Here is a 21,571-nt window from a genome sequence, read left to right on the forward strand (position 1 = left end):
AATTCATACCAGACAAATTGTTTACAATTGGATATGATAGCAACAGAATGTTATACCTGCTTTTAAGGCCAAAAGAATGACCTTATTTCCCCATCGTTCATCATCATTCATCCCTGTATTGCTCATCATTATCTCGATGTTATCGATCCAAAGCGGAGCCGCTCTGGCCAAAAATCTGTTTCCGCTCATCGGTGCCACTGGCGTCACGGCGTTACGTCTGGGAATTGGGACGATCATTCTGTGCATCATTTTTAAACCATGGCGTATGCGCTTCAGTAGTAACCGTCTGCCGCTGTTGATTTATGGCATTACGCTGGGCGGTATGAATTTTCTATTTTATCTCTCGTTGCAAACGGTGCCGCTTGGCATTGCTGTCGCGCTGGAGTTCACCGGCCCACTTGCCGTTGCTATGTTAGCATCACGCCGGCCGATTGATTTTCTATGGGTCTGTCTTGCCGTTGCAGGGCTGTGGTTTTTATTACCGCTGGGTCACAATATCGGAAATGTTGATTTAACAGGTGCCGCCTACGCCATCGGTGCAGGCGCCTGCTGGGCGTTCTATATCCTATTTGGGCAAAAAGCAGGGGCAAATCACGGGCCAGGCACTGTCGCTATTGGCTCCTGTATTGCTGCACTTATCTTTTGCCCTATCGGTGCCTATTACGCGGAAAGCACACTGTTTTCGCTCACGATACTCCCACTCGGCATTGCCGTCGCTATTCTGTCCACCGCGCTGCCCTATTCTCTGGAAATGGTGGCGTTAACGCGCCTACCCGCCAGAACGTTCAGCACTCTAATGAGTATGGAGCCCGCGATTGCCGCCTTATCTGGGATACTCTTCCTCGGCGAACATCTCTCATTGATACAGTGGATGGCGCTGATATTTATTATCATCGCATCACTAGGCGCAACGTTGACAATAAAATCAGCAGAGGTACGAAAAGCAGAGAAAGCTTAAACAGAATGCGTACTTATTTCCTCGGGAAAATGTTGCAGAAACGTCTCACATTCCTGAGGTGAACGCAGAACAATAAAACGGATATGGCGATAGCGAGGGTCAGCTAAATCCGCCAGATAGCGTTTTCGGTTTCTTGAATAGGTTTTTATTGTCCAGAGGATAATCGAATCCCGGCTAAAGAAACTGCGAATAAAGGACTCTTTATTGCCCGTTCCGCCCCAGAGCTCCTCTTTGCGCCATGCCCGAAGATAAGCACGCCGCACCGCTTGAAAAAGCGTGCGGGTAAAACCGTAATCGACCCAAATCACGGCATCAACATTGCGCCATTTAATATCTCGCGTTCGGTTATAGTTGCCATCCAGTACCCAGCTTTCTGGCGCCAGTGCGCTTTCAAGCCGTTGAAAAAAGTCGGCATCCGTTCTTCCTTGCCAGTTGCTCAACCAAAACAACGCATCCATTTCAACGTAGGGTACATCCAACTGCTCAGACAAACGACGAGCGAGCGTAGATTTCCCACTTCCGCTAGTACCAATAAGATTGATTCTCATTTTTCATGACGCCTTTAATAACACATTATATGCCTTAAGAAAAACAAGATAATAATAACTATTTTCACTTCAGCAGTAATGATATTTATCAAAATATGCAATTGTGTTGCAATGACAATATAAAATATTTCCATCCCTCGCCATTTACACATTATTGGTATCAGATAAATCCTGACTACAAATAGCCATAGTATCGCTATGCTATGGCTATTCATTTGATAGGCAATTCTTTTCAATATTGATTTTTATCGCTGTTATAATTAATCACGTTAAACAGTAAGACTATGAATAATTAAAGAGAGGATAACTATTATGTCTACCGCCAAACTCGTGAAATCAGCACCGTCCGAACTGCTTTACACTCGCAATGATTTGGACGATAGCGTGAAAACCTCGACGATCGCACTGTTAAACCAACTGGTTGTTGATTTTATCGACCTGTCGTTGATTACCAAACAGGCACACTGGAACATGCGCGGTGCAAACTTTATCGCCGTTCATGAAATGCTGGACGGCTTCCGCACCTCAATTATTGACCATCAGGATACCATCGCCGAACGCGTCGTGCAGATAGGCGGTGTCGCATTGGGTACTGTGCAAATTGTCGGTAAACAAACTTCGCTGAAAAGCTACCCGACTAATATCCATAGCGTTCAGGATCATCTAAAAGCGCTGGCCGAGCGTTATGCCATTGTCGCAAACAATGTTCGTCGTGCTATTGGTAAAACGGAAGATGAGGCCTCTGCGGACATTCTGACCGCTGCATCACGCGATCTGGATCAGTTTCTGTGGTTTATTGAATCAAATATTGAATAATTTGCGCTATCGTACCGCAAACGTTCTCAAGGCTGCTAAGGCAGCCTTTTTACTGCCAGCTCAATCTACTCTAGCTCCCTCTTTTGTCGTGTAATCCGCACAAACTACGCATTTTATCCGTTAAGACGCTCAAAAAATTAGCTTTTGCCTCCATTAATTGACCAGAACGCCAATCAACGGTTGTTTCCCTCGTATAAATCAGTTAATCATAACAGCGCCTTGCCCAAGCGAATCGGAGATGAAAATTTCACCGCCTGCAAGGTAATAAAATAAAAACAACAGGTTAAGCACAACGCATGATAATTGACCTAATGTTCTAACGGGTGCCACTTTCGTACTATGCTTAAAACGCCTGTAAAACAAAAAGCTCCCACAACTGCTAAATAGGAAGGATTTGATGAAATCACTACTTAAGGCCTCTTTGGCTGCATTGACGCTGATGATGAGCGTATCCAGCTATGCCGCTGAGAAAGAATTGATTGTCGCAACAGACACCGCTTTCGTCCCCTTTGAATTCAAACAAGGCGACAAATACGTCGGTTTTGACATTGACCTCTGGGATGCTATCGCTAAACAGCTCAACCTGAAGTACACCCTGAAGCCAATGGACTTCGGCGGTATTATTCCTGCTCTGCAAACGCGTAACATCGATCTGGCGCTCGCAGGCATTACCATTACCGAAGAGCGTCAAAAAGCAATCGATTTCTCTGACGGTTATTACAACAGCGGCCTGCTGGTGATGGTTAAAGCGGACAACAACGATATCAAAGGTGAGCAGGACTTGGCCGGTAAAGTGGTTGCGGTGAAGAGCGGCACAGGTTCCGTTGATTACGCAAAAGCCAATATCAAAACCAAAGATCTGCGTCAGTTCCCTAACATCGACAACGCTTATATGGAATTGGGCACCAACCGTGCTGACGCTGTGCTGCACGATACGCCAAACATTCTCTACTTCATCAAAACCGCAGGCAACGGCCAGTTTAAAGCGGTAGGTGATTCGATTAAAGCCCAACAATACGGCATCGCGTTCCCGAAAGGCAGCAACGAGCTGCGTGAAAAAGTGAACGGCGCCCTGAAAACACTGCGTGAAAACGGCACTTATGCTGAGATCTACAAGAAGTGGTTTGGCGTAGAACCTAAGTAATTGCCGATTTAATCTGGAGATATTCCATGCAGTTTGACTGGAGTGCCATTTGGCCTTCTCTGCCCCTCCTGATGGAAGGGGCAAAAATGACGCTGTTGATTTCTGTTCTGGGTCTGCTTGGCGGCCTGGTGATTGGCGTGGTCGCGGGTTTTGCCCGCGCATACGGCGGCTGGTTTTCCAGCCGCATTTCGCTCGTTTTTATTGAAATAATCCGCGGTACCCCGATTGTTGTACAGGTGATGTTTATTTACTTCGCCTTACCGATGATCTTCACGTCCGTGCGAATTGACCCTTTCGCCGCCGCCGTAGTGACCATCATGATTAACTCCGGTGCATATATCGCAGAGATTACCCGCGGTTCGGTATTATCAATTCATAACGGCTTCCGTGAAGCGGGTTTAGCGCTTGGGCTGTCTCGCCGCGCAACGTTACGACATGTCATTGCCCCACTCGCGCTACGCCGTATGCTGCCGCCGCTCGGTAATCAGTGGATTATCAGCATTAAAGACACGTCACTGTTTATTGTTATTGGCGTGGCTGAACTCACGCGTTCAGGCCAGGAAATCATCGCGGGCAACTTCCGGGCGCTGGAAATCTGGACTGCGGTTGCCATTATTTACCTGTGCATCACGCTGGTCCTCAGCTTTATTCTGCGTCGTCTGGAAAGAAGACTTAAGATTATATGATTGAATTTAAAAACGTATCCAAACACTTTGGCAAGACGCAAGTCTTACACGACATCGATCTCACCATCGGTCAGGGTGAGGTTGTGGTCATCATCGGGCCGTCAGGTTCGGGTAAATCCACGCTGCTACGCTGTATCAATAAGCTGGAAGAAATTACCAGCGGCGAATTGATTGTTGATGGCCTCAAAGTAAACGATCCCCGCGTTGATGAGCGCTTGATCCGTCAGGAAGCTGGGATGGTATTCCAGCAGTTTTATCTGTTCCCACATCTTACCGCGCTGGAAAACGTCGCGTTCGGCCCGATTCGTGTGCGCGGCGCGAGTAAAGCGGAAGCTGAGAAACTGGCGCTGGAATTACTGGCAAAAGTAGGTCTGTCAGAACGCGCGCATCACTACCCTTCCGAGCTTTCCGGTGGTCAGCAGCAGCGTGTGGCCATCGCCCGCGCGCTGGCAGTCAAACCGAAGCTAATGCTGTTTGATGAGCCGACGTCTGCACTCGACCCGGAACTGCGGCATGAAGTGCTGACCGTAATGAAAGATCTGGCCGAGGAAGGCATGACGATGGTCATCGTCACCCACGAAGTGGGCTTTGCCCATAAAGTGGCTTCACGCCTGATCTTTATTGATAAAGGCCGCATCGCAGAAGATGGCGACCCGGAAACGCTGATTACGAATCCACCCAGCGACCGCCTGCGTGAATTCCTACAACACGTATCCTGATCAACAAGGGGGCTTTCGCCCCCTTACTTCTTTTCAGCGCTATCCCTGTGAACGTGGATATTCTCGTTCAATAAACGCCGCAAAATCCTGGCACATCTTCTCATCACCCTGCGCATTATCCGCCAGCACGCGGCTACCATCGACCACGCGAATACGGGCTGACAAATCAAAATCCGCCGCAGGCTGAGGACGCGCAGCAGCCTGTGCCATCGTCCCCTGCGCCTGTTGCCAGGCTTCATCGACCGTCAGATTGCAGGCCTTCGCCAGATAAGCGGGATTAAAACCCTCACCCGTCAGGCTACGCAGCGTATCATCATGGCTCACGCTATTACCCGGCAACCAATAGTGCTGCGCCAAATCCGGCCCGATAGCGGGGTTGTCCGTCAAATAGCCGTCGCGTTGCAGGAAGTAGCTCCGCGTCTGTTCTACCGCCATCAGCGCCAGCAGATAGCCTTGGTAAGAGCACGCTGACTCCATAGACAACAAATGCGGGATCGCTAACGTCGGCCGCGGGCTACCGCTGATACCCAGAATACGCAGTTCGGTGTCGCGTGCCAGTTTGGTCATCGCTTCCGGCGTACGCGCCTCGTCATCCCACGAATAGAGCTGCCACTCAAAATACGGCACCAGCAGGATGTGTCGCTCATTGAAGGCGCGCATCGGTTGCTGTGTGCTGATATCTGCACGGATCAACTCGTCAGGAATCGTCTCTCCCTGCGCATTCTTCGCATAGCGTTTTAGCCAGTCGGCATCACCCAACAGGCTGTCGCAGAACATGGACTGTGTTTCAGCGTAGGCCATCGACGTTGGTGGAAACTCCTGTGAAAAACAGGGGGCGTTTTGCTTAATATTGGCAAAATGCGCGGCATGCCCGCCTTCATGGAACAGCGTATTAATGCCGCTGGCACCGCTACCGATTTGATCCGGTTTTGCCAGACTGGTGAAATTAATCCGCGCAGGAACCCATTTTCCGTCCTGCACAAATGGCGGCACCGGACCGTGCATAAAGCCATTCTCGTATTTGCCTTTACGCACCAGCAAATCAAGCTGCATTTCCGCCCCATTAAACCCGATGTTCAAGCGTTTAAAGCTGTTGATCCAACGTTCCAGTGACGCTGAGAAAGGGAAATAAGGATCGAGTTGGCGCGTTACATCCCCTGAGCTGGCATAGCGAATATTCCACGGTTGCAGCGCATCTTCACCCTTTTCACCCGCCAGATTCTTTAGGCTACGGGCATTCGCTTCGCGAGTCTGCTCTTCAAAAGGATCGAGGATGGCAAACAGTTGCTCCGGCGTCATCCGCTCTGTCTTATTGACCTTATAGTCAAAATAGTTCCGGTAGCCCATCTGACGGGCGAAGCGGTTACGCAGCGAAACCAGCTCAGGGAAACCGTTCTGCAACAGCCACTGTTCGAGATCGCGCAGCGCCTGCTGGGAACTTTGACGATAAGCTTCGGTATCATTGGTCGTCTGGTTGGTCAGCAGTTCTCCGAGCGAGGCGGAAACACGCTCACCTTTGGCATCCAGATGCGTCATCTCATAGGATTTACGCTTGGCGTATAACACACTTTCAGCGGCAATAATCTCGTCCATCAACGCCTGAGCCTGCGGATCTTCAATCACGTTACAGTCGAAAAACCGATACCAACCTTGTAAACCGTGTAACAACGCCTGCAGTTGTTCATCGCGCGGGCTATTTTCCAACGTGGCAAGATGAACTCTCAATTCAGCCAGACGCTGCGGCTGTGAAATAAAGCGCTTATACGCACTTTCTGCGGCGGAGAAATGCTCAGACACCTCATCGTTGCCCGTTCCCATATACAGTTGCCAAAACAGCTCTTCTTTCGCCTGATGAACCGCAAGATAGTCGCGATTCAAGGCGTTAAAATAGTCCGCTACCTGTTGCATGCTATTCCTTCTCTCTCCAAATGACAGCCGCCAGGCTGCGTGAAGTGGCGCGGTAATTCGCGCCCGATTCCGCTCCGGCAAACCGATCAGCCAAGGCGTTTCTTAATCGTTGCGACCGCCTGTTCCATGGTCGCTGCTTCGCCAGCAGCAACCAAACAGCACGCCAGTTGCAGACGAATCGCCTGTGGGATGGCAATTTCGCCCGTTAGGCATTGCACTGTCCAGCGCGCCGTGGTCGCAGCATCCTTCGCAATAGGCAGAGCGTCGGGCGCGACGCTGATCTCCTGACGCAGTTGCAACACTTTAGTATGTTGCTGATGAATAAAATGGATTTCCGGGCAACGCTGCGGATTGGCATAAACCTCCCCTTCCGTGCCGTGCATCAGAAGTGCGCGCCCCTTGATATCGTTAAAAAATGTCCCCACGCGGGAAACATATTCAGGGTGGGAAACGCTAGCAACGCGCAGCGCCTCGCTTTCCCCAAACGGCGTCGCCACCTTGGCTAGCGTATGGCTACTGTTACGCACCCCCATACGCCAGCGTAACTGTAGCTGGCGATCGATAGCTGGACACAGCACAGAGACGGGAATAAATACCGGACTCCCCTTATCAAGCTCCTGCTGAGCCTGCCCGGCGTTCTCCGCAATCGTCATGCCGAGATGACGTAAAATCTCCGCGCTGGTAACACGAGTCGGATCGTCACTCACGCCATGCACGACCACTGGAAAACCCAGTTTTGCCAGCAGTAGCACCAGCAGCGGCGTCAGGCTAGCCTGCCTCCGCGCACCGTTATAGCTAGGGACAACGATAGGCATAGGAAAGCCCGCAGGCGGATTCAAGCGTAGCACATGCTCGTCCATCGCCTGGTAAAAGCCCAGCATTTCGGCCTCGGACTCTCCTTTGATGCGAAATGCAATCAGCAGCCCACCGAGCTCCAAATCTGGCACGTCACCGCGCAGCATTGCGCTATACAGTTCATAAGCCGTTGCCTGATCGATATCACGCGCATGATTTTTCCCGCGCCCAACTTCTTTGATAATTTTGGTGTAATCCATGCTGGCCTCTCATTTACGGCGACACAGTAAAGAACTTATCAATGAAAATAACATGTTTGGTGAGGTTCTGGTCACTCTGGCGCAGAGGAAATTGCTATCACCCCACTTTTTAATCAATGACAGGAACACTGTCTTTCTCCCCCACGGGGAAATACTTATAGATGGTTTTTTCCGATACGCCGACGACATTTGCCACCTGAAAGCGCGTAGCCCCTGTCGCCAACATCGCTTCGGCACGACAAAGCACATCTGGCGTCATCAGTCGTTTGCGCTCAACAATTAGCTCACGCTCCATTTCCGCCAACGCGCTCATTACATGAAAGAAAAAGCGACCAGCGGGTGTCGAGGTGTCAATGCTGTCTGTCAGGCTGCGGAAATGAATTCCTTTCGCCTGCAATGCGGATACCAGTTCAATCAAATCACGCACGCTGCGCCCTAACTTTGGCAACTGAAAAAGAAAAAATGAGCTGAAAACGTGGAAAAACCACCGCTTGCAGCTCAGTCGAGTTGACATTAGCTCGCCAAGAAAAATTTTTCCTGACATGCCATTAATAAAATAATGAAAATATAAGTTTGGTCTTATTTCTTGTGGAAGTTTATTTTCTATTTTTCTTCTTGATTATGGTTTCTCTCAACAATATCTAACATCTCCTTCTCCGATACGGTTATTACATCCTCAGGATAAAAAATAGGATTTCCACCTATGTAAAATAATTTTTCACTTTCAGAGTAAATAAAAATATTCTCAATATTTTCTTCTTCATTGCTCATGAAATGATCTCCCATAATTCCCATGTAGAAATAGCACCTGACTGTAAATTTTGTCCGTAAGTAAAGACATCAATGAGTATTGTTGAATGACCATTAAATCTGGTTATAGACCGAAGCTCTCCACTTGCCCCCCAACTACAGTTAGCTGGATTATTCGTTCTAACTTCAACACCTTTCGATGAAAGTACCACAGCATATTTTTTTGAATCGTGCACCCATGATGTCGTTGCAACACCAGTATCAATTGTCCCAACAAAAGATTTTGTTTGTGAATTAACAAGAGGGTAACTTACCGACCCACTTGCCACCTTATTCCATCTGGAAGCAATGTTAATATCAGCAGTGCCGTCAAAAACCACGCCATTAATTTTCCTCGCTACCGCAAGCTTAGTTGCAGCTACAGCTGTGCCGTTAGCAGATAATGCCCCAACATCAGCAGCACTGGGCTTATCTTGATCGCTATAAATACGCGCCCACGGTTTTTCAAAGCCTTGAGAATCACGAGAACTTCGATACCTCAATCCTCCATTTGCATAGTTGAAATGAAATTGAGCTGCCGATGCAGAACCGGTATTTAAACCAATGTGCCAAATAAGAGATGAATCTCCTTCATTAGATTTTAAATAAGCCCCAGTCGGCTTGTTCCATGCAAGATCTTCACCTTTAGAAATAACCCCTGTTACGCCTTGTCGAACGTAATTCACACCCGCTTCTTTGAGCATATAGCGGCTATCCGCTGTTGAGATATCCGGTACGTTCGTTGCTGCTGTTCCCACACCTCGTTTTGCCGCCTCACCCAAACCGAGGTTTGCAGGAGTTAGCGCAATATTCGCAGTCCCGTCAAACGGCACGCCGTTGATAGTACGAGGTGTTGCTAATTTTATCGCAGCCTGAGCGGTACCACTGGCAGGTAGTGCACCCACATCCACCGCTGTAGGCAGATTCCGCGTGTTATAATCCCTTCGCCAGCCTGGAAAATAACCATCACCATGATTAATATAGGTAAACTGCGCATTGGGTAGCGCTCCGGCAGCAGTCACTGTAGAAGGCGTGGTAATGCGAATGGTCATCGCACTTTCCAGACCAAACACTTCAATGACCGCGCCAGCCAACTGAATATTACCGACGCCCGTATCGGTAATAATCTTATTATTTGCGTAACTCCAAGTACCTTTGCATACCCAAGATGGATGATTAAACGCACCTTGGCTTTTCAACCACGCAATAAAGTCAGATGTTTTCCACGCGCCACTATCTCCACCAATGTTTATCGCACCATTAAAAGCTCGTGCCGCTCCAACGTTTTTAACAAACAGATTCTTATCTGCAATATCTGCACCGCTCTGATTTTTTGCCAGCTTTCCAGCTAATGCATTCAATACCGTCGTTGAGAATTGTGGATCATTCCCCAACGCATTGGCCAATTCCTGCAACGTATCCAGCGCCGCAGGTGAACCATTCACCAATGCGGCAACAGCCGCTTTAACAAATGCCGTTGTCGCTATCTGCGTATCATTAGATGCTTGCGCAGCCGTTGGGGCCGTCGGCTTACCCGTCAGTACTGGGCTCGCTTTTGGTGCATATTGCGTATGTGGATCAGCCGCTATATTGTGAGCATTCAGCTTATTCGTAGCCTCTGCTTTTACATCAGCGATAGCATTCAACACCGTTGCCGAGAAATTGGGATCATTACCCAATGATTTCGCCAATTCCTGCAATGTGTCCAATGCCGCAGGCGCACCATTAATGAGTGTTGCAACAACCGACTTCACAAATGCCGTCGTAGCAACCTGCTGGCTATTGCTGTCGGTTGCAGGTGTTGGCGCTTTAGGCGTGCCGGTGAAGGTTGGGTTCGCCTTTGGCGCATATTGTGTATGCGGATCGGCAGCAGCGACGTGTATCGCCAGATCGCTACCTGTTTTTTCCTGCTCTTTTTTCAAATAGCTGGTACGACTGGCCAGTTCTTTAGCCTGTCGGTTTGAAACACCATCCGGTCCACCTACGACCGGATCTGACGTTTCGATTTGGTAAATGCCGTCAACCCATTGTGGGTTCTCTGACAAATTCGCCATGTTCAAGCGCTCCCATGATTGTAGTTACTGTCGTATATTGCCGTCCGGTTATAGCGGATAGGCACTTCCCAATATTCGATACTGGCCAGATGGCACCGCGCAGGGGCAAACATCCCAATAGCATTACGCAGCATTCTGGCCTGATCGTTGGTAATCGGTTGTTTTAGCAGCACGCGATAGACGGCCCACGCCGCTTTATCACCGTGTACATAAAGGTTGTTATAAGTGGTTTCACCGTCGTAGCTCAGGCGGCCGATGTTCTCGATCAACGTGCTCTCGCCGAAGCCGAAGCGACGGATGATCTCTTTAATGCTCCAGGGCGTACCTTTACTGCGATGCAGATCGATAGCAGCCTTGATCAGCGCACGTTTAGAGTCATCCGATTCCGCCAGTTCCCAGCCGTCGCCAAACAACGAGAACTGTTCTGCCAGCCAGGGCAACACGCTGCCGTCAGTGATATCGATCAGATAAACCAGCAAAGCATTCAGATCGATGCCATCAAAACGGTCGGCCAATTCCGCCAGCGAACGAAAGCTGGCGTCAGCCGCCAACGGCGGTGGTAGCAGTTGTAGTGAATCAGCCATTCGACACCCCGACGACGCTGACATTGATGCCCGTACAGTTCGCCCATTCACTGTCATCAAGCACTATCAATGACGGCGAAGTCAGTTCCACCTGATACACGCCGGAAATAGAAAGCGTGGCAATAATCTGGCTTGGAACAATGTCGCGCCCCAGCGTAGCGGTACGGGTTTCAACCCAGACCTGCACCGCTTTCTCCGCCGCAGCCAGAACGACGCCAGCCTGTTCGCCGTTAAACAGCGTCAATTTGGCGTTAATGGCATAATCCACCTGTTTAGGCGATTTGGCGGAAACAAAATCCGTCAGTGGACGCACCTGTTCGTCGGAGCAAAAACTTTCCACCAGCGAAAGCATGCTGCTGTCCGGCAGGCCAGTGCTGAGCAACGGATACAGCACGACTTCGCCTGGTTCTGGCGACATCACCACCACATCGACAATGTTTTGGTGTGCCCGCATCGCATGGAAGCGATACGCCAGTTTCGATCCCGCCGTACTGAACGATTCCGGCGCCAGTTGAACACGTTCACGCAGACGATCGTCATCTTCCTCGGCGGAACCGCCGCTGCTCTTGGTGAGATTGACGACGCTTAAATCACTGTCGCCAATCTCATCCAGCAGCGTACTGATCTGGGCGGGCAGCCAGTCATTACCCACATCGCCACTTTCGGTACAGGTCGCCAACACGGTGACACCACTACCGTTCATTCTCAGCAGCGCGTCGCTGTCGGTGGTGAAAATCACGCTGTCTGACGCGCTAACGCGAGTGCCCGCAGGAATCAGCAGATCGCTGACTAACGGTGTTTCAGGAGTAAAACGAAGCTCTGCGCGCGCTGGTTGCGCCGCCAAACGGTAGACGCCGACCAGTTCTGCCAGATAATCCAGCATCGGTGCACGAGCAAACGCAACCAGGTTCTGCTTGGCGGCTTCCTGGACCGCACTACGCAATAAAGTTTCCCGGTAGGCAAAGAGGTTAATCAGCAGGCGTTCGGCCTGTGCCGGATAGAGTGTTTTCCCCGAATCAGCTTCATATTTCGCGATCATTTCGGCGGTAATATTTGCCGCATCGCGTTCAATAAAATTGGGTTCTGTCAGCGCCATAACAACTCCGTGGTCTGTGTCGCGCCGTTAGCGGTTCTCCAGCTAACGTGCAGCGTCAGGTGAGCCCCATTCACAGAAGGTTTAACCGCCAGTAGCTGGCAGCGAGGTTCCCATCGTTTGATCGCGTCTACCGATTCCCTGACGACATGCGGGATCGCACGATCGATCGGATAATCGAGATACAGATGTAGATTGCTACCAAAGTCAGGCCGATGTGGGTCGCTGCCGCAGGGTGTCCGCAGGATGATGTGAATCGCCTGCATGATATCTGCCGTTCCTTCGACGATGTCGCCAGAACGTTGCAGCGCCGGTTGCCAAAAAACAGATTGAGTTTTCATAGGGGGCTATTGTCGCCCCCGTTGGGAGGAAGGAATAGTAAAGCGGTTTAGAGAACGTGCTAGTGCGAGTGGTGATTGGAGTTGCCGCCAGCATCCATGACGCTGCCGCTGGCGCTGACGTTGCCGGAGATACTGACATCGCCACTGAGGCTGGCACCGCCGGAACCGGACATCCCGCTCTCGTAGGTGAGTTGCCCATGCACCAGTAGCTTGCCCGTCACCGTCGTTTCTGGCGCATTAATAGTGACGCGCTGAGCGTTAACTACCACGTCAGTACCGCTGCTAATCGCAATATGTTGCACGCCGCCGTTGATCGTTAACGTATGCGTCCGGCGATCGTATTCAATATGCGCGCCGTCAGCGAACGTTATCGCCCTTTTGTCCTTATCTGCCAGCATTGGCACATCAGTGGCAGAGTAAATCGCCCCTAGCACCAGGCCATCCTCGCCGTTTCCATCCAGCAGAACTTCGACCTGTTCGCCAATATCCGGCAACCAATAATCCTTATTATTTTGCGTATTGCGCTGTAATACCGGCAGCCAGGCCGTACGCAAATTGTCGCACTCTGGTAGACGAACGCGCACCATCACGCGAACCTCATCCACCGCACTGATCGTGCCAATTCGACGAGATAAACTCATAACCCTATATCCTTTTTACTCTTAACCTTCTGCATTGTCTGACTACCATCCGGGTGGTAAGTCACCAGCGTTTTTCCGCCGTCCGATTTCCGCTTGCCCGCCGTAATCGGCCCGCGAATCAACCCAATCTCCGTGATGTAGCCACTGCTACGTTCCAGAACATGGCGAGCCGATTCGATCAACCAATGGCCAGAAAGTTGGCCGAACGACACCAGTTCCACTTTATTTCCCGCCGCCAACTGCGGGCTGCCCATCAGCGTCATCGACCCCTTTTGTTGCTTTTCGTTGTGCGCATCCAACGCGGCATCCGTTTTCATCTTTGCTCCAGAAGCATCCGCCGCGCGAACGTTAACTTTCAACGTATCCGCACTGGTCTCAGCACCGGCAGACTTCATTTCGTTGTTCGCGCCACCGTTGGCTTCATAAACCATCAGTTTCTTTTCACTCCCTTTCTGATATTTCGTCTTAGCGTTTTTATAGACGTGGCTGATCGTATCGCTCAGTGAAAAACGCGCGACGTCCGTTGGCTTAATTTGCCGAACAGACGCCTGATTGCGCAGCGCCGCCAGATGGGAAAAAATCAGTTGGTCGCTGACCACTTTCACGACATAGCCATATTCACTGGCGAGCCGCTTTAGAAAAGCGACATCGGTTTCCGCATATTGCGTAACACGATCGATCTTGATGATTTGAATCTTCCCTACCAACATCAACTGATGCTTTTTCGCGATGCGTGTCGCAATCGCGGCTAACGTTGTATCTTCAAAACCGCGGTTTGATTTGGTCCTCAATGCACGATTGACCGATGTCGCAACGCCGCGAATCATCACCTCGCTCGGCGGTGAGCTCACCTCAATTTCATCAATCGAGAAAGTGCCGCAGTCAAACAGCATTTCACCGAGATAGCCGAGCTTGAGCGATAATGTATCGCCCGTACCCGGATACCATTTATCTATCCAGCGGCCATCGGTATCATCGAGCCTGACCTCAATCGAATCCGATTCATTCTTGATACTGTCGGTATACGTCACACTGGTGACATACGGCGCGATATCATTGGTGATGTCTTTTTGCTGATACCACAGTGTAAACGCCGGTTGCAGTACTTCCGACACTGCAGGAGAGAGCAGGGTTAATTCTTCCGTTAACGCAGCCATGGTGGTGTGTCCTCCGTTTTACTGGCCTCAGCCTGTTCAATAATCGGAATCAGCACCACCAAACCCGATGGCAACAGCGGCACGATGGGGACATGCGGGTTAGCCGCAATAATCCGCGGATAGCCGAGCGGATCGCCGTAATACAGGTAGGACAAGGTATCCCAGCGTTCGCCCTGTGTAGTGATATGTTCAAGGTGCATATGCTTCAACCCTCTTCACGATTTCCGCCGTCAGTTTGCTCAGCGCAGGTTCAGCGCCTTTAAATGTGTCGCTCGCGGCATCTACATGTTTACTGATGGCTTCCAGCTTCTCGATAACGTTTTTGCTGTCGACGCCCTGCAACAAGGTGGCAACTTGCTTGACCTGTTTCAGCATTTCATTCGCCGCTTTATTAACCGCTGTAATTTCAGGCATCATCTTCTCTGCCTGAACCGCTGCATCAGAAATAGCCTCTGCCGCTTTTTTAAACGCCGGTTCCACCTCACTTAACGGCGTCAATACATTCCCGACTTGCGTTAGCAACCCGGGAATTTGCAACAGCGCGGTTTCGGGATTCTTCTTCATCCGTTTTACAATCTGAACGGTGGTTTTCACCGCCTTAACGGCTGATTGAGCCTTCTTGGCATACGTGACAGCCGTGCGTAGTGAAGCTGCAAAATTGCTTACTTTATCGACTGCTTTAGTGATGGCGCTAACATTAGGAACAGGCGTCTCTATCGCAGGCGGCTTGAGCGGATTTTTCGGATCGCCAATGTATTCTCGCAGCGTTAGCGAGGCATTCATGGCCAATACGTTGCCCTTCGCGTCGGTATGTTCGCTGGTCGAGGTCAGTGCCGTAATCACAAACCAGCCGCGATAATCTCCATTGCCGAAGACTAACGCCATCGCCTGATGCGCCCGCATCGCCTCCGTCAACCGTTTCAGCTCCACATCTGGCGTGCAGTACTGCTTGTGAAACACCAGACTAATCGTAATCTCGTCCAGTTTCGCACCGATGAACTGCAGACCGGGTTTACCTTCAATGCGGCCATGCTCGGCATAATCTGCGCCGAATGACGTATTAAAGCCGTCCCAGTAGGCAGTCACTTCAAATTCAATATTTCCTAATACTGCAAACATCAGGCGTACCCCCTGCGCTCACGCTGAGCGAGCAGCTTGTTCAACATATTTTCCAGTTCATTCATGCTAAGCGTCAGCGTCTTCGTCATTTCAGGCGTTGGCGCTGCCTTCTGGCCGTTGAGATAAATGGTGGGTGAGAAAGCAACCTGAATACGCTCGGAAGGAACTGCGCTGACTAACTTACCTTTTACTCCACCGACAGTTGGTGTCAGTGCGACACGCTGTTGCGGGGTTGGCATTGTGTCCTCAGTCTTAGGTAATTCAACAGGCAATGTCGGCTGTAGCGACAATGCAGATACCGACGTGGGTTGCAGAACGGGTGGAGTCATAACATTGGCAGCCACAGGTTGACCGCTAGCTTCGATAGAGACGGTTTTCGAGCCGATACCCAGAAAGTTTTTAACGCTATCGGGAATAAATTCGTCGATCGTTTCCAGGACATTTTTTAGCTCGGGGAAATAACTGATCAGCCCCTTAGCCAATGCATCAATAATCACGCCACCGAGTTCACTTAAACTACCGGGAAGTTGAATGCCCAATTCGCTGACAGCATCGGCGAAGATGGAATACAGCAAGCCAAATGGCGACCAGTCGAGCAGTAAAGCGGTAATCCCTACTACGCCTCCAGATACCGCATTGCTGAGCGCCTCCCATCCCGCATTAAAAGCCTGACTGACTTGCGACCAGAGGTTTTTAAAGAATGCGCTAATCGGTTCCCAATATCGGTAAATCAGGTAAACAGCCCCCACAATTGCCGTTACTGCCAAGCCAATCGGATTCATCAGCAGCATACGTCCGAATGCTCCAACTCCACCAACCAGTCGGCTCAAAATCCCCCCAATACCTTGCAACACTCCGGTCGTTCTTAATCCCGCATTGAACAACTGCCAGCCACGCTGAACCTGCAAAATACCTTCCCAAACGCTCAGTAAAGGCGATAGCAGTGTGGTAATCCCCAGCTTCGCACCGCTCAATGCCATTCTGAACGCAAAGAAACCGGCGACGGCCATCACGATCCCACGAACCAGTTCAGGGTTCGCCGCCGTCCAGGTCACTAGTTGATCCAGAATAGGAATCAGTATGTCACTCAAGGAAACCAATACTGGCACCAGGGCTTCCCCAACATTGAGTGCAATGTTCATCACTGACGTTGTCATTTGATTCCAGCGCCCAGTCAATGTGTCATTCTGCCGGGCGAAGTCGAGATCCAGCGTTTGCGTGGCTGCTGGGCTGTTCATTCGCTGTTGGTTCGCTTGATAGCTCTGCCAGTTCTGCTTCATCGACATCGCATGATTGACAGCTTCTGGCGTACGGAACACCTCCTGCAATCCATAGCGCTGCATTAAACTTTGCTGTGCGTCTACGTTGCCCGCTTTACTGGCCTTATCCCATAGTTGCTGGAATTGACTGCCTTTGCTGTCGATAAATCGGTTACTAATCTGAACCGCAGCGTCGTACTGTGAATACCCACCTTTCATGTAGCTTTTTAGTGACGCGTTATAATCTACGCCCGCGTTGTAGTAGCTGTCGGCAATGTCAGTTCGCCCCACCGAATTCATGAAACTCTCCAGCCGGGCAGCCGTATTCGCTTCTGTATCCGCGCCTTTTGTCGCGCTCAGGCTGGAAACCAACTGACTCAACGCCTGATTGCCCGTCGCCCCCATTGCCGTAAACCCTGGAGCTAGCGCAGTCGCGTATTGCGTCATCGACGCCATGGAGAAACCCTGTTTCGTGCCCGCCAGCATGCGGGAGAAGGATTCCTCCAGCGCCTTAGCACCTTTCAGGTTAAACACGTCATCTAATGTGGCCGAAAGTGCAGTAAGATCGGACAGCGCCGCGCCAGAGGCCGTTGACGTTTTCCCTAAAACTGCCGCAACATCCGTTGCCTGATCCGGTGACATGCCGTAAGCAAGCAGTTGCCCGGCACTACCGAGCAATGCATCTGGCTTTTGGTTCACCTGTTGAGAAGATTGACGCAGTTTCTGCCCCATCAACTTTTCTTGCTCACCCGATATCCCATGAGCAACGCTGATGTCACGCAACTGCGCCTCAAACGAGGCATAGTGTGTGACCGACGCCACAATCGGCTTCATGACAAAACCAAACTGCTCACGCTTAGTCTTAAAGTCATCGGCGAGTTCACCCCGACGGCTATGTAGTGTTTCTTGACGTGACTGGATACTCTCCAGCCGTTCCTGATTGGTTACCAATTTACTTAGTGACTGGCTCAGTCGGGATGTCACCTGTGTGCTGCGCAAACTGACATTGCCAAAGCGCTCTAGCGACTGATTAAACAGACGCTGCCACTCCTCGGCTTGTTTGAGTTTATCGCTAAGTGGCTGCAGCGATTTTTTTGTGTCATCCAGCATGGCGCCAAACGCCCTGCCCAGCATGACACCGTTTAAAAGCATATCCACGGTTCACTCTCATTCAGAAAAACCCCTTGAGGGGCGGATCGGAGACGGCGGCTTGCGCCGCTCCAGTTTGGTTTCCCCATCACAAACAGGGGATAAAACGAGGAAAAGGACGAGTGATAAGCGGGAGAAGAAGACAGGTGGTGAGGGAGGAAAACGGCCAGCGTCCTGTCGCTGGCCGAGTTGGGTGGATGGTGGCCTAATTAATCCTGTCAGTAATCAGTCTTCCTCACCGTTCTCACGTTTTATCTGTTCGCTGGCTTCATCCAGCCAGTGTTCAAAGTCGTCCAGTTCCAGCGCATCAATCTCACTCGGCTGAAAGCGAAACCACCTCGCCAGCAGGGCCTGTGCTTTCCACAGCAGAGCCGGCTGCGTTATCCAACCCAAGTAGCTGCTGAAATCGTTTTTGCAGCGCCATGTAGTCCTGTGCGTCCATCTCATCGATGTCTTCCGGCACCAGACCAGTCATGCGTGACAGCAGCGCGTCGTCCCAGTTGCTTGGGTCATCGCTGATTTTTTTCACCGCTTTGATGTCTTTGACTTTCAGACGCTTGAGCGAAATGGACTCCACGCGTTGGCCGGCAGAAGTGGTGTAAGGGAATTGCAGAGAATAGGTTTCAGTGTGCATAAAAGCTCCTTAGTAAATGTCAGGAGCAGTATCGCGTGCGGCGAGGAATAACGATTTTAAAGTGAATTAGAAAACGAAAGCGGCAGGCATAAGAAAGGGGCCTAAGCCCCTTTCTTCCCTTACTTAGTCAATGAATACCAAATTAACCGCCGATATTGGCGCGGTAGCTGTTCAGTTGATCCACACCGCCCACCATGAAGATGTTGGACAGGTAATCCAGCTCCAGCAGGTCTTCACCGTTCATCACCTGCTTGATGTAGGTACAGCTGAACGCGCTGCTAAAATCCGGGTTTTCGTGCTGCTTGAACGTGCCCAGCGGATTCTTTTTGAACATGATGGTCATGTGCGTCACCAGCGGCACTTCTTCGATACGGCCTTGAGAGCCATAACGTTCCACGCTGGAGCGACACTGCAGCGCCAGCGACTGGTAAGGGTTCGCCGCCGCCAGCATCGCTTCACGGTAGAAGGAGTTCCACTTGATCTCGCCTTCCAGCTTGTCGAAGCCCGCAGGCAGTTCGATCTTGCCGACCATGCCCAGCGCCTTATGCTCCTGCATGATCATGGAGATATCCGGCAGTTTGATTTCCTGCGCACGCCCCAGCAGGTTGGTACCGTTGATATAGATGTTGGCATTGGTAATACGGTTTACTTCAATTTTCCCGGCCATCAGTTAGTGCCCTCCAGCGTTACCAGGTATTCCGAGGTGATCTCCGTCTCAAAGGTCAGACGCTCAAGCGGTGGCGGCGGAGTGAATTTGTAGTTAAGCAACAGGTGCCCTGCCGCCAGCTCGGTTTGCTCATTGCGTGCAGCATCGAACCAGCATTTGAAGCCCAGCAGTGCGCCGTCACCGATCAGCTTGCGGCCGTAGGCGTTGACCGATTCCACCAGCGCATCGATCAGCGCCTGATTGATCGGCATGTCGATATACTGCTGGCTGAAGTAACGGATGGATTCGTTAATCACATCGCCGGTACGACGCACGTTTTCGAAATTCTTCATGTGCGTCACGGTTGGCCAGGCAGCGGTGCGATTGCCCCACAAACGCAGGCCGGAACCGTAGCTGTTGAAGATGGTACTGATGCCCTGTTCATTCAGCAGGTTCACTTCACTCTGTGGATCGTCAATCATCGCGGACAGTTGGCGTTCTACGCCGGTGATCCCTTTAATTTCCTGATTGGAAGACGACCACCAGAAACCTTTCTCCAGATCGACTTTGGCACGCAGACCGGCGGCACGCGCCGACAGCGGCTCCAGACGTTCACTGTTGGTTTCCGCGTCGTACACTTTTACGTGCGGATAGCACAGACGAGCGCGTTCAGAGCTGGTGTTGAAGTTGATCGTGCCTTCCGGGCCACGGCCGCTCAGCGCCTGCGCAAAGGTGGTACCGATTGGCGCATCGATATAGGCAATCGCGCCCAGTTTGTCGGCAAGCGCGATCAGCTCGGTCGTTACGCTATTTTGCGTACAGAACACCGGTGAAATCAGAATTTTGGCAAAGAAGCCATACAGGTTATAGGTATCGTTCAGCAGCTTCATACCGGTGCGTTTGCCTGCGGCGTTGATGCTACCGATGATGTCAGCGGCAGTCACTTTCGTGACATCAGCAAAGTCGTAAGACGCACTGACCACAGCGGTAACATCGATGTTTTTACCCAGATTTTTCAGTACGCCAGTTTGTGCATCCAGCGTATAGTCCTGACCTTCAACAAACGGCTGACCGCCTTCTGCCGCCGTCAGCACCAGTTTGGTAACCACGCGGTTCGCCAGTTGCGCCGTACCGGTCGCTTTGTCAAAGGTGACTTTTTCTGCGCTCACTGCGGACTTATGTTTCGCCGGATCTAGCACGTTGATAACCAGAACCGTACCTGCGCCATGATCGTAAATCGCATCCAGCGCCTGCGGGATGGTATACCCGCCGAACTGGCTGCCAAACTGCGCCGCGTCTTTTTCGGACAGGCACAGCGTGACGTCATTTACCGCACCCTGTGGTGCCGTACCAATCAACCCAATTACCGCAGATTTGACGGTTTTCACCGGACGAGCACCGGTTTCAACTTCAATCGTTTCTACACCGTGTAAATAATTAGCGGCCAAGGGTCACCTCCGTTGCGCTATCAGCCAGAACCTGACCCGCGACAGGCAGCAAATAGCCCAGCGCAATCAGCGTTTTCACGTACTCATGATCTGCCGGCAGTTCAGTCACCTGAGCGGGCCAAAGCAGAATTTCCTGACCATCTGCCAGCGTGACGCCGCTGGCGGGGCCGGTATAGCGGTATTTCATGCGTCTTTCTCCTCATAATTAACCGTGGTAAGCAGCGGACCATCCGTCTGCTCGCGGTCTTCGATAAAAAGGGTCTCTGTGGTGCAATCAATGGCGTAATGCCAGCGTCCTTCGGTGTAACCAACGTAACGGTCACGAATTAACCGGATACCGCGATGACAGTCAGGCAATCGGTATCCTCCCAATGCCTGACGAATGGTATCGAGTGTGCCCAGCACACCGTTTTCGCCATCCAGATCTGGTAGCAGCACAGCAACCATCAGTTGGGGTAGTTGCGTCTGAACCAGAGAATCCACGTCTTCTGGTACAGAAAACTCGGAGCCGCGATATCCCACCAACACATCTCCTTGTGTCAGGAAATCTGGTCCGATCAGAATATTTTCTGGACAGGACGCGATCCGACGCGCCGGTAATTGCTGTTGGAGGCGGGCTATCACCGCATCGATAATTGGTTTGGTATTCATATCCGTTCACCCGCCGTTTTGGTGGTACATCGTGTTGATGGCGCTAGTATCCAGATAACGGTTGGCTGCGGCTTTTAATCTGTTTTAGAAAAAACAGCGAAGTGATTTACTTGAAAAAAACGTCTAATACACTGAGAAATAAAAATTCTTTCGATAAAAAACGCCAGCACAA

General features: G+C 51.0%; 24 protein-coding genes and 1 pseudogene. 5 read left to right on the plus strand and 20 right to left on the minus strand.

The window, feature by feature from the left end; genetic code table 11:
- Positions 1–76: 76 nt before the first annotated feature.
- A complete protein-coding gene (gene rhtA / locus A6301_RS17210; protein ID WP_107167974.1) occupies positions 77–958 on the plus strand; it encodes a threonine/homoserine exporter RhtA in 882 nt (293 codons plus the stop codon).
- Here rhtA and A6301_RS17215 read toward each other — a convergent pair.
- The gene (locus tag A6301_RS17215) at positions 955–1,506 is read right to left on the minus strand and encodes an AAA family ATPase (RefSeq protein ID WP_205542064.1); all 552 of its coding nucleotides are present in this window, start codon (positions 1,504–1,506) and stop codon (positions 955–957) included. The two genes, rhtA and A6301_RS17215, sit on opposite strands and share 4 nt — an antisense overlap.
- Before the next feature lie 312 nt (positions 1,507–1,818).
- On the opposite strand from A6301_RS17215, the gene dps reads away from it, so the two are divergent.
- The 4 genes from dps to glnQ all read left to right on the plus strand — a co-directional run bounded on the left by dps (position 1,819) and on the right by glnQ (position 4,871).
- A complete protein-coding gene (gene dps / locus A6301_RS17220) occupies positions 1,819–2,322 on the plus strand; it encodes a DNA starvation/stationary phase protection protein Dps (protein WP_107167972.1) in 504 nt (167 codons plus the stop codon).
- 397 nt (positions 2,323–2,719) lie between these two features.
- On the plus strand, positions 2,720–3,466 hold the full coding sequence (glnH, locus tag A6301_RS17225; protein WP_107167971.1) for a glutamine ABC transporter substrate-binding protein GlnH: 747 nt from the start codon (positions 2,720–2,722) through the stop codon (positions 3,464–3,466).
- A gap of 26 nt (positions 3,467–3,492) precedes the next feature.
- Positions 3,493–4,152: a glutamine ABC transporter permease GlnP gene (glnP, locus tag A6301_RS17230; RefSeq protein ID WP_107167970.1), complete on the plus strand. Its 660-nt coding sequence runs from the start codon at positions 3,493–3,495 to the stop codon at positions 4,150–4,152.
- Positions 4,149–4,871: a glutamine ABC transporter ATP-binding protein GlnQ gene (glnQ, locus tag A6301_RS17235; RefSeq protein ID WP_005972679.1), complete on the plus strand. Its 723-nt coding sequence runs from the start codon at positions 4,149–4,151 to the stop codon at positions 4,869–4,871. Before glnP ends, glnQ begins: the two co-directional genes overlap by 4 nt.
- Positions 4,872–4,910: 39 nt before the next feature.
- Here glnQ and A6301_RS17240 read toward each other — a convergent pair whose 3' ends face one another.
- The 19 genes and pseudogenes from A6301_RS17240 to A6301_RS17325 form a co-directional block, all read right to left on the minus strand.
- Complete coding sequence (locus tag A6301_RS17240) at positions 4,911–6,779, minus strand: M3 family metallopeptidase (protein ID WP_234258334.1); 1,869 nt, start codon at positions 6,777–6,779, stop codon at positions 4,911–4,913.
- Positions 6,780–6,865: 86 nt separating this feature from the next.
- Positions 6,866–7,834, minus strand: a complete 969-nt coding sequence (gene ybiB / locus A6301_RS17245) for a DNA-binding protein YbiB (protein ID WP_234258335.1) — start codon at positions 7,832–7,834, stop codon at positions 6,866–6,868.
- 109 nt (positions 7,835–7,943) lie between these two features.
- A pseudogene (locus A6301_RS17250) lies at positions 7,944–8,291 on the minus strand (recombinase family protein); the annotation flags it as partial.
- A 146-nt stretch (positions 8,292–8,437) separates the two neighbouring features.
- The gene (locus tag A6301_RS17255; RefSeq protein WP_234258336.1) at positions 8,438–8,605 is read right to left on the minus strand and encodes a hypothetical protein; all 168 of its coding nucleotides are present in this window, start codon (positions 8,603–8,605) and stop codon (positions 8,438–8,440) included.
- The gene (locus A6301_RS17260; RefSeq protein WP_234258337.1) at positions 8,602–10,677 is read right to left on the minus strand and encodes a hypothetical protein; all 2,076 of its coding nucleotides are present in this window, start codon (positions 10,675–10,677) and stop codon (positions 8,602–8,604) included. Before A6301_RS17260 ends, A6301_RS17255 begins: the two co-directional genes overlap by 4 nt.
- A 2-nt stretch (positions 10,678–10,679) precedes the next feature.
- Positions 10,680–11,261 carry a phage tail protein I gene (locus tag A6301_RS17265; RefSeq protein ID WP_107167965.1) on the minus strand — a complete coding sequence of 194 codons (582 nt, stop codon included), beginning with the start codon at positions 11,259–11,261 and terminating at the stop codon, positions 10,680–10,682.
- Positions 11,254–12,357, minus strand: coding sequence for a baseplate J/gp47 family protein (locus A6301_RS17270; protein WP_234258338.1), 1,104 nt, complete (start codon positions 12,355–12,357; stop codon positions 11,254–11,256). The genes A6301_RS17265 and A6301_RS17270 overlap by 8 nt, the downstream gene beginning before the upstream one ends.
- Complete coding sequence (locus A6301_RS17275) at positions 12,348–12,695, minus strand: GPW/gp25 family protein (RefSeq protein WP_039500583.1); 348 nt, start codon at positions 12,693–12,695, stop codon at positions 12,348–12,350. Before A6301_RS17275 ends, A6301_RS17270 begins: the two co-directional genes overlap by 10 nt.
- Positions 12,696–12,754: 59 nt before the next feature.
- The gene (locus tag A6301_RS17280; RefSeq protein WP_234258339.1) at positions 12,755–13,336 is read right to left on the minus strand and encodes a phage baseplate assembly protein V; all 582 of its coding nucleotides are present in this window, start codon (positions 13,334–13,336) and stop codon (positions 12,755–12,757) included.
- Positions 13,333–14,493 (minus strand): phage late control D family protein, encoded by a 1,161-nt coding sequence (locus A6301_RS17285; RefSeq protein WP_234258340.1) that lies wholly within the window; start codon positions 14,491–14,493, stop codon positions 13,333–13,335. The genes A6301_RS17280 and A6301_RS17285 overlap by 4 nt, the downstream gene beginning before the upstream one ends.
- A complete protein-coding gene (locus A6301_RS17290) occupies positions 14,481–14,693 on the minus strand; it encodes a tail protein X (protein WP_215484066.1) in 213 nt (70 codons plus the stop codon). The genes A6301_RS17285 and A6301_RS17290 overlap by 13 nt, the downstream gene beginning before the upstream one ends.
- On the minus strand, positions 14,683–15,612 hold the full coding sequence (locus A6301_RS17295; protein WP_234258341.1) for a phage tail protein: 930 nt from the start codon (positions 15,610–15,612) through the stop codon (positions 14,683–14,685). The genes A6301_RS17290 and A6301_RS17295 overlap by 11 nt, the downstream gene beginning before the upstream one ends.
- A complete protein-coding gene (locus tag A6301_RS17300; RefSeq protein WP_234258394.1) occupies positions 15,612–18,023 on the minus strand; it encodes a phage tail tape measure protein in 2,412 nt (803 codons plus the stop codon). Before A6301_RS17300 ends, A6301_RS17295 begins: the two co-directional genes overlap by 1 nt.
- Before the next feature lie 222 nt (positions 18,024–18,245).
- Complete coding sequence (locus A6301_RS22510; protein WP_086002476.1) at positions 18,246–18,389, minus strand: GpE family phage tail protein; 144 nt, start codon at positions 18,387–18,389, stop codon at positions 18,246–18,248.
- A complete protein-coding gene (locus A6301_RS17305) occupies positions 18,334–18,654 on the minus strand; it encodes a phage tail assembly protein (protein ID WP_215484064.1) in 321 nt (106 codons plus the stop codon). The genes A6301_RS22510 and A6301_RS17305 overlap by 56 nt, the downstream gene beginning before the upstream one ends.
- A gap of 142 nt (positions 18,655–18,796) precedes the next feature.
- On the minus strand, positions 18,797–19,321 hold the full coding sequence (locus tag A6301_RS17310) for a phage major tail tube protein (protein ID WP_010281046.1): 525 nt from the start codon (positions 19,319–19,321) through the stop codon (positions 18,797–18,799).
- On the minus strand, positions 19,321–20,748 hold the full coding sequence (locus A6301_RS17315; protein WP_215484063.1) for a phage tail sheath subtilisin-like domain-containing protein: 1,428 nt from the start codon (positions 20,746–20,748) through the stop codon (positions 19,321–19,323). The genes A6301_RS17310 and A6301_RS17315 overlap by 1 nt, the downstream gene beginning before the upstream one ends.
- Positions 20,738–20,935 carry a hypothetical protein gene (locus tag A6301_RS17320; protein WP_107167957.1) on the minus strand — a complete coding sequence of 66 codons (198 nt, stop codon included), beginning with the start codon at positions 20,933–20,935 and terminating at the stop codon, positions 20,738–20,740. The genes A6301_RS17315 and A6301_RS17320 overlap by 11 nt, the downstream gene beginning before the upstream one ends.
- Positions 20,932–21,399, minus strand: coding sequence for a Gp37 family protein (locus A6301_RS17325; RefSeq protein WP_205542041.1), 468 nt, complete (start codon positions 21,397–21,399; stop codon positions 20,932–20,934). Before A6301_RS17325 ends, A6301_RS17320 begins: the two co-directional genes overlap by 4 nt.
- Positions 21,400–21,571 lie beyond the last annotated feature (172 nt).

The sequence above is a fragment of the Pectobacterium sp. IFB5596 genome, from assembly GCF_021432585.1.
Lineage (GTDB): Bacteria > Pseudomonadota > Gammaproteobacteria > Enterobacterales > Enterobacteriaceae > Pectobacterium > Pectobacterium punjabense.

Excerpts from the sequence above, each read along its gene's own strand:
- rhtA (WP_107167974.1), top strand. The coding sequence starts at position 77 with ATGACCTTATTTCCCCATCGTTCATCATCATTCATCCCTGTATTGCTC.
- A6301_RS17215 (WP_205542064.1), bottom strand. The coding sequence starts at position 1,506 with ATGAGAATCAATCTTATTGGTACTAGCGGAAGTGGGAAATCTACGCTC.
- dps (WP_107167972.1), top strand. The coding sequence starts at position 1,819 with ATGTCTACCGCCAAACTCGTGAAATCAGCACCGTCCGAACTGCTTTAC.
- glnH (WP_107167971.1), top strand. The coding sequence starts at position 2,720 with ATGAAATCACTACTTAAGGCCTCTTTGGCTGCATTGACGCTGATGATG.
- glnP (WP_107167970.1), top strand. The coding sequence starts at position 3,493 with ATGCAGTTTGACTGGAGTGCCATTTGGCCTTCTCTGCCCCTCCTGATG.
- glnQ (WP_005972679.1), top strand. The coding sequence starts at position 4,149 with ATGATTGAATTTAAAAACGTATCCAAACACTTTGGCAAGACGCAAGTC.
- A6301_RS17240 (WP_234258334.1), bottom strand. The coding sequence starts at position 6,779 with ATGCAACAGGTAGCGGACTATTTTAACGCCTTGAATCGCGACTATCTT.
- ybiB (WP_234258335.1), bottom strand. The coding sequence starts at position 7,834 with ATGGATTACACCAAAATTATCAAAGAAGTTGGGCGCGGGAAAAATCAT.
- A6301_RS17255 (WP_234258336.1), bottom strand. The coding sequence starts at position 8,605 with ATGAGCAATGAAGAAGAAAATATTGAGAATATTTTTATTTACTCTGAA.
- A6301_RS17260 (WP_234258337.1), bottom strand. The coding sequence starts at position 10,677 with ATGGCGAATTTGTCAGAGAACCCACAATGGGTTGACGGCATTTACCAA.
- A6301_RS17265 (WP_107167965.1), bottom strand. The coding sequence starts at position 11,261 with ATGGCTGATTCACTACAACTGCTACCACCGCCGTTGGCGGCTGACGCC.
- A6301_RS17270 (WP_234258338.1), bottom strand. The coding sequence starts at position 12,357 with ATGGCGCTGACAGAACCCAATTTTATTGAACGCGATGCGGCAAATATT.
- A6301_RS17275 (WP_039500583.1), bottom strand. The coding sequence starts at position 12,695 with ATGAAAACTCAATCTGTTTTTTGGCAACCGGCGCTGCAACGTTCTGGC.
- A6301_RS17280 (WP_234258339.1), bottom strand. The coding sequence starts at position 13,336 with ATGAGTTTATCTCGTCGAATTGGCACGATCAGTGCGGTGGATGAGGTT.
- A6301_RS17285 (WP_234258340.1), bottom strand. The coding sequence starts at position 14,493 with ATGGCTGCGTTAACGGAAGAATTAACCCTGCTCTCTCCTGCAGTGTCG.
- A6301_RS17290 (WP_215484066.1), bottom strand. The coding sequence starts at position 14,693 with ATGCACCTTGAACATATCACTACACAGGGCGAACGCTGGGATACCTTG.
- A6301_RS17295 (WP_234258341.1), bottom strand. The coding sequence starts at position 15,612 with ATGTTTGCAGTATTAGGAAATATTGAATTTGAAGTGACTGCCTACTGG.
- A6301_RS17300 (WP_234258394.1), bottom strand. The coding sequence starts at position 18,023 with ATGCTTTTAAACGGTGTCATGCTGGGCAGGGCGTTTGGCGCCATGCTG.
- A6301_RS17305 (WP_215484064.1), bottom strand. The coding sequence starts at position 18,654 with ATGCACACTGAAACCTATTCTCTGCAATTCCCTTACACCACTTCTGCC.
- A6301_RS17310 (WP_010281046.1), bottom strand. The coding sequence starts at position 19,321 with ATGGCCGGGAAAATTGAAGTAAACCGTATTACCAATGCCAACATCTAT.
- A6301_RS17320 (WP_107167957.1), bottom strand. The coding sequence starts at position 20,935 with ATGAAATACCGCTATACCGGCCCCGCCAGCGGCGTCACGCTGGCAGAT.
- A6301_RS17325 (WP_205542041.1), bottom strand. The coding sequence starts at position 21,399 with ATGAATACCAAACCAATTATCGATGCGGTGATAGCCCGCCTCCAACAG.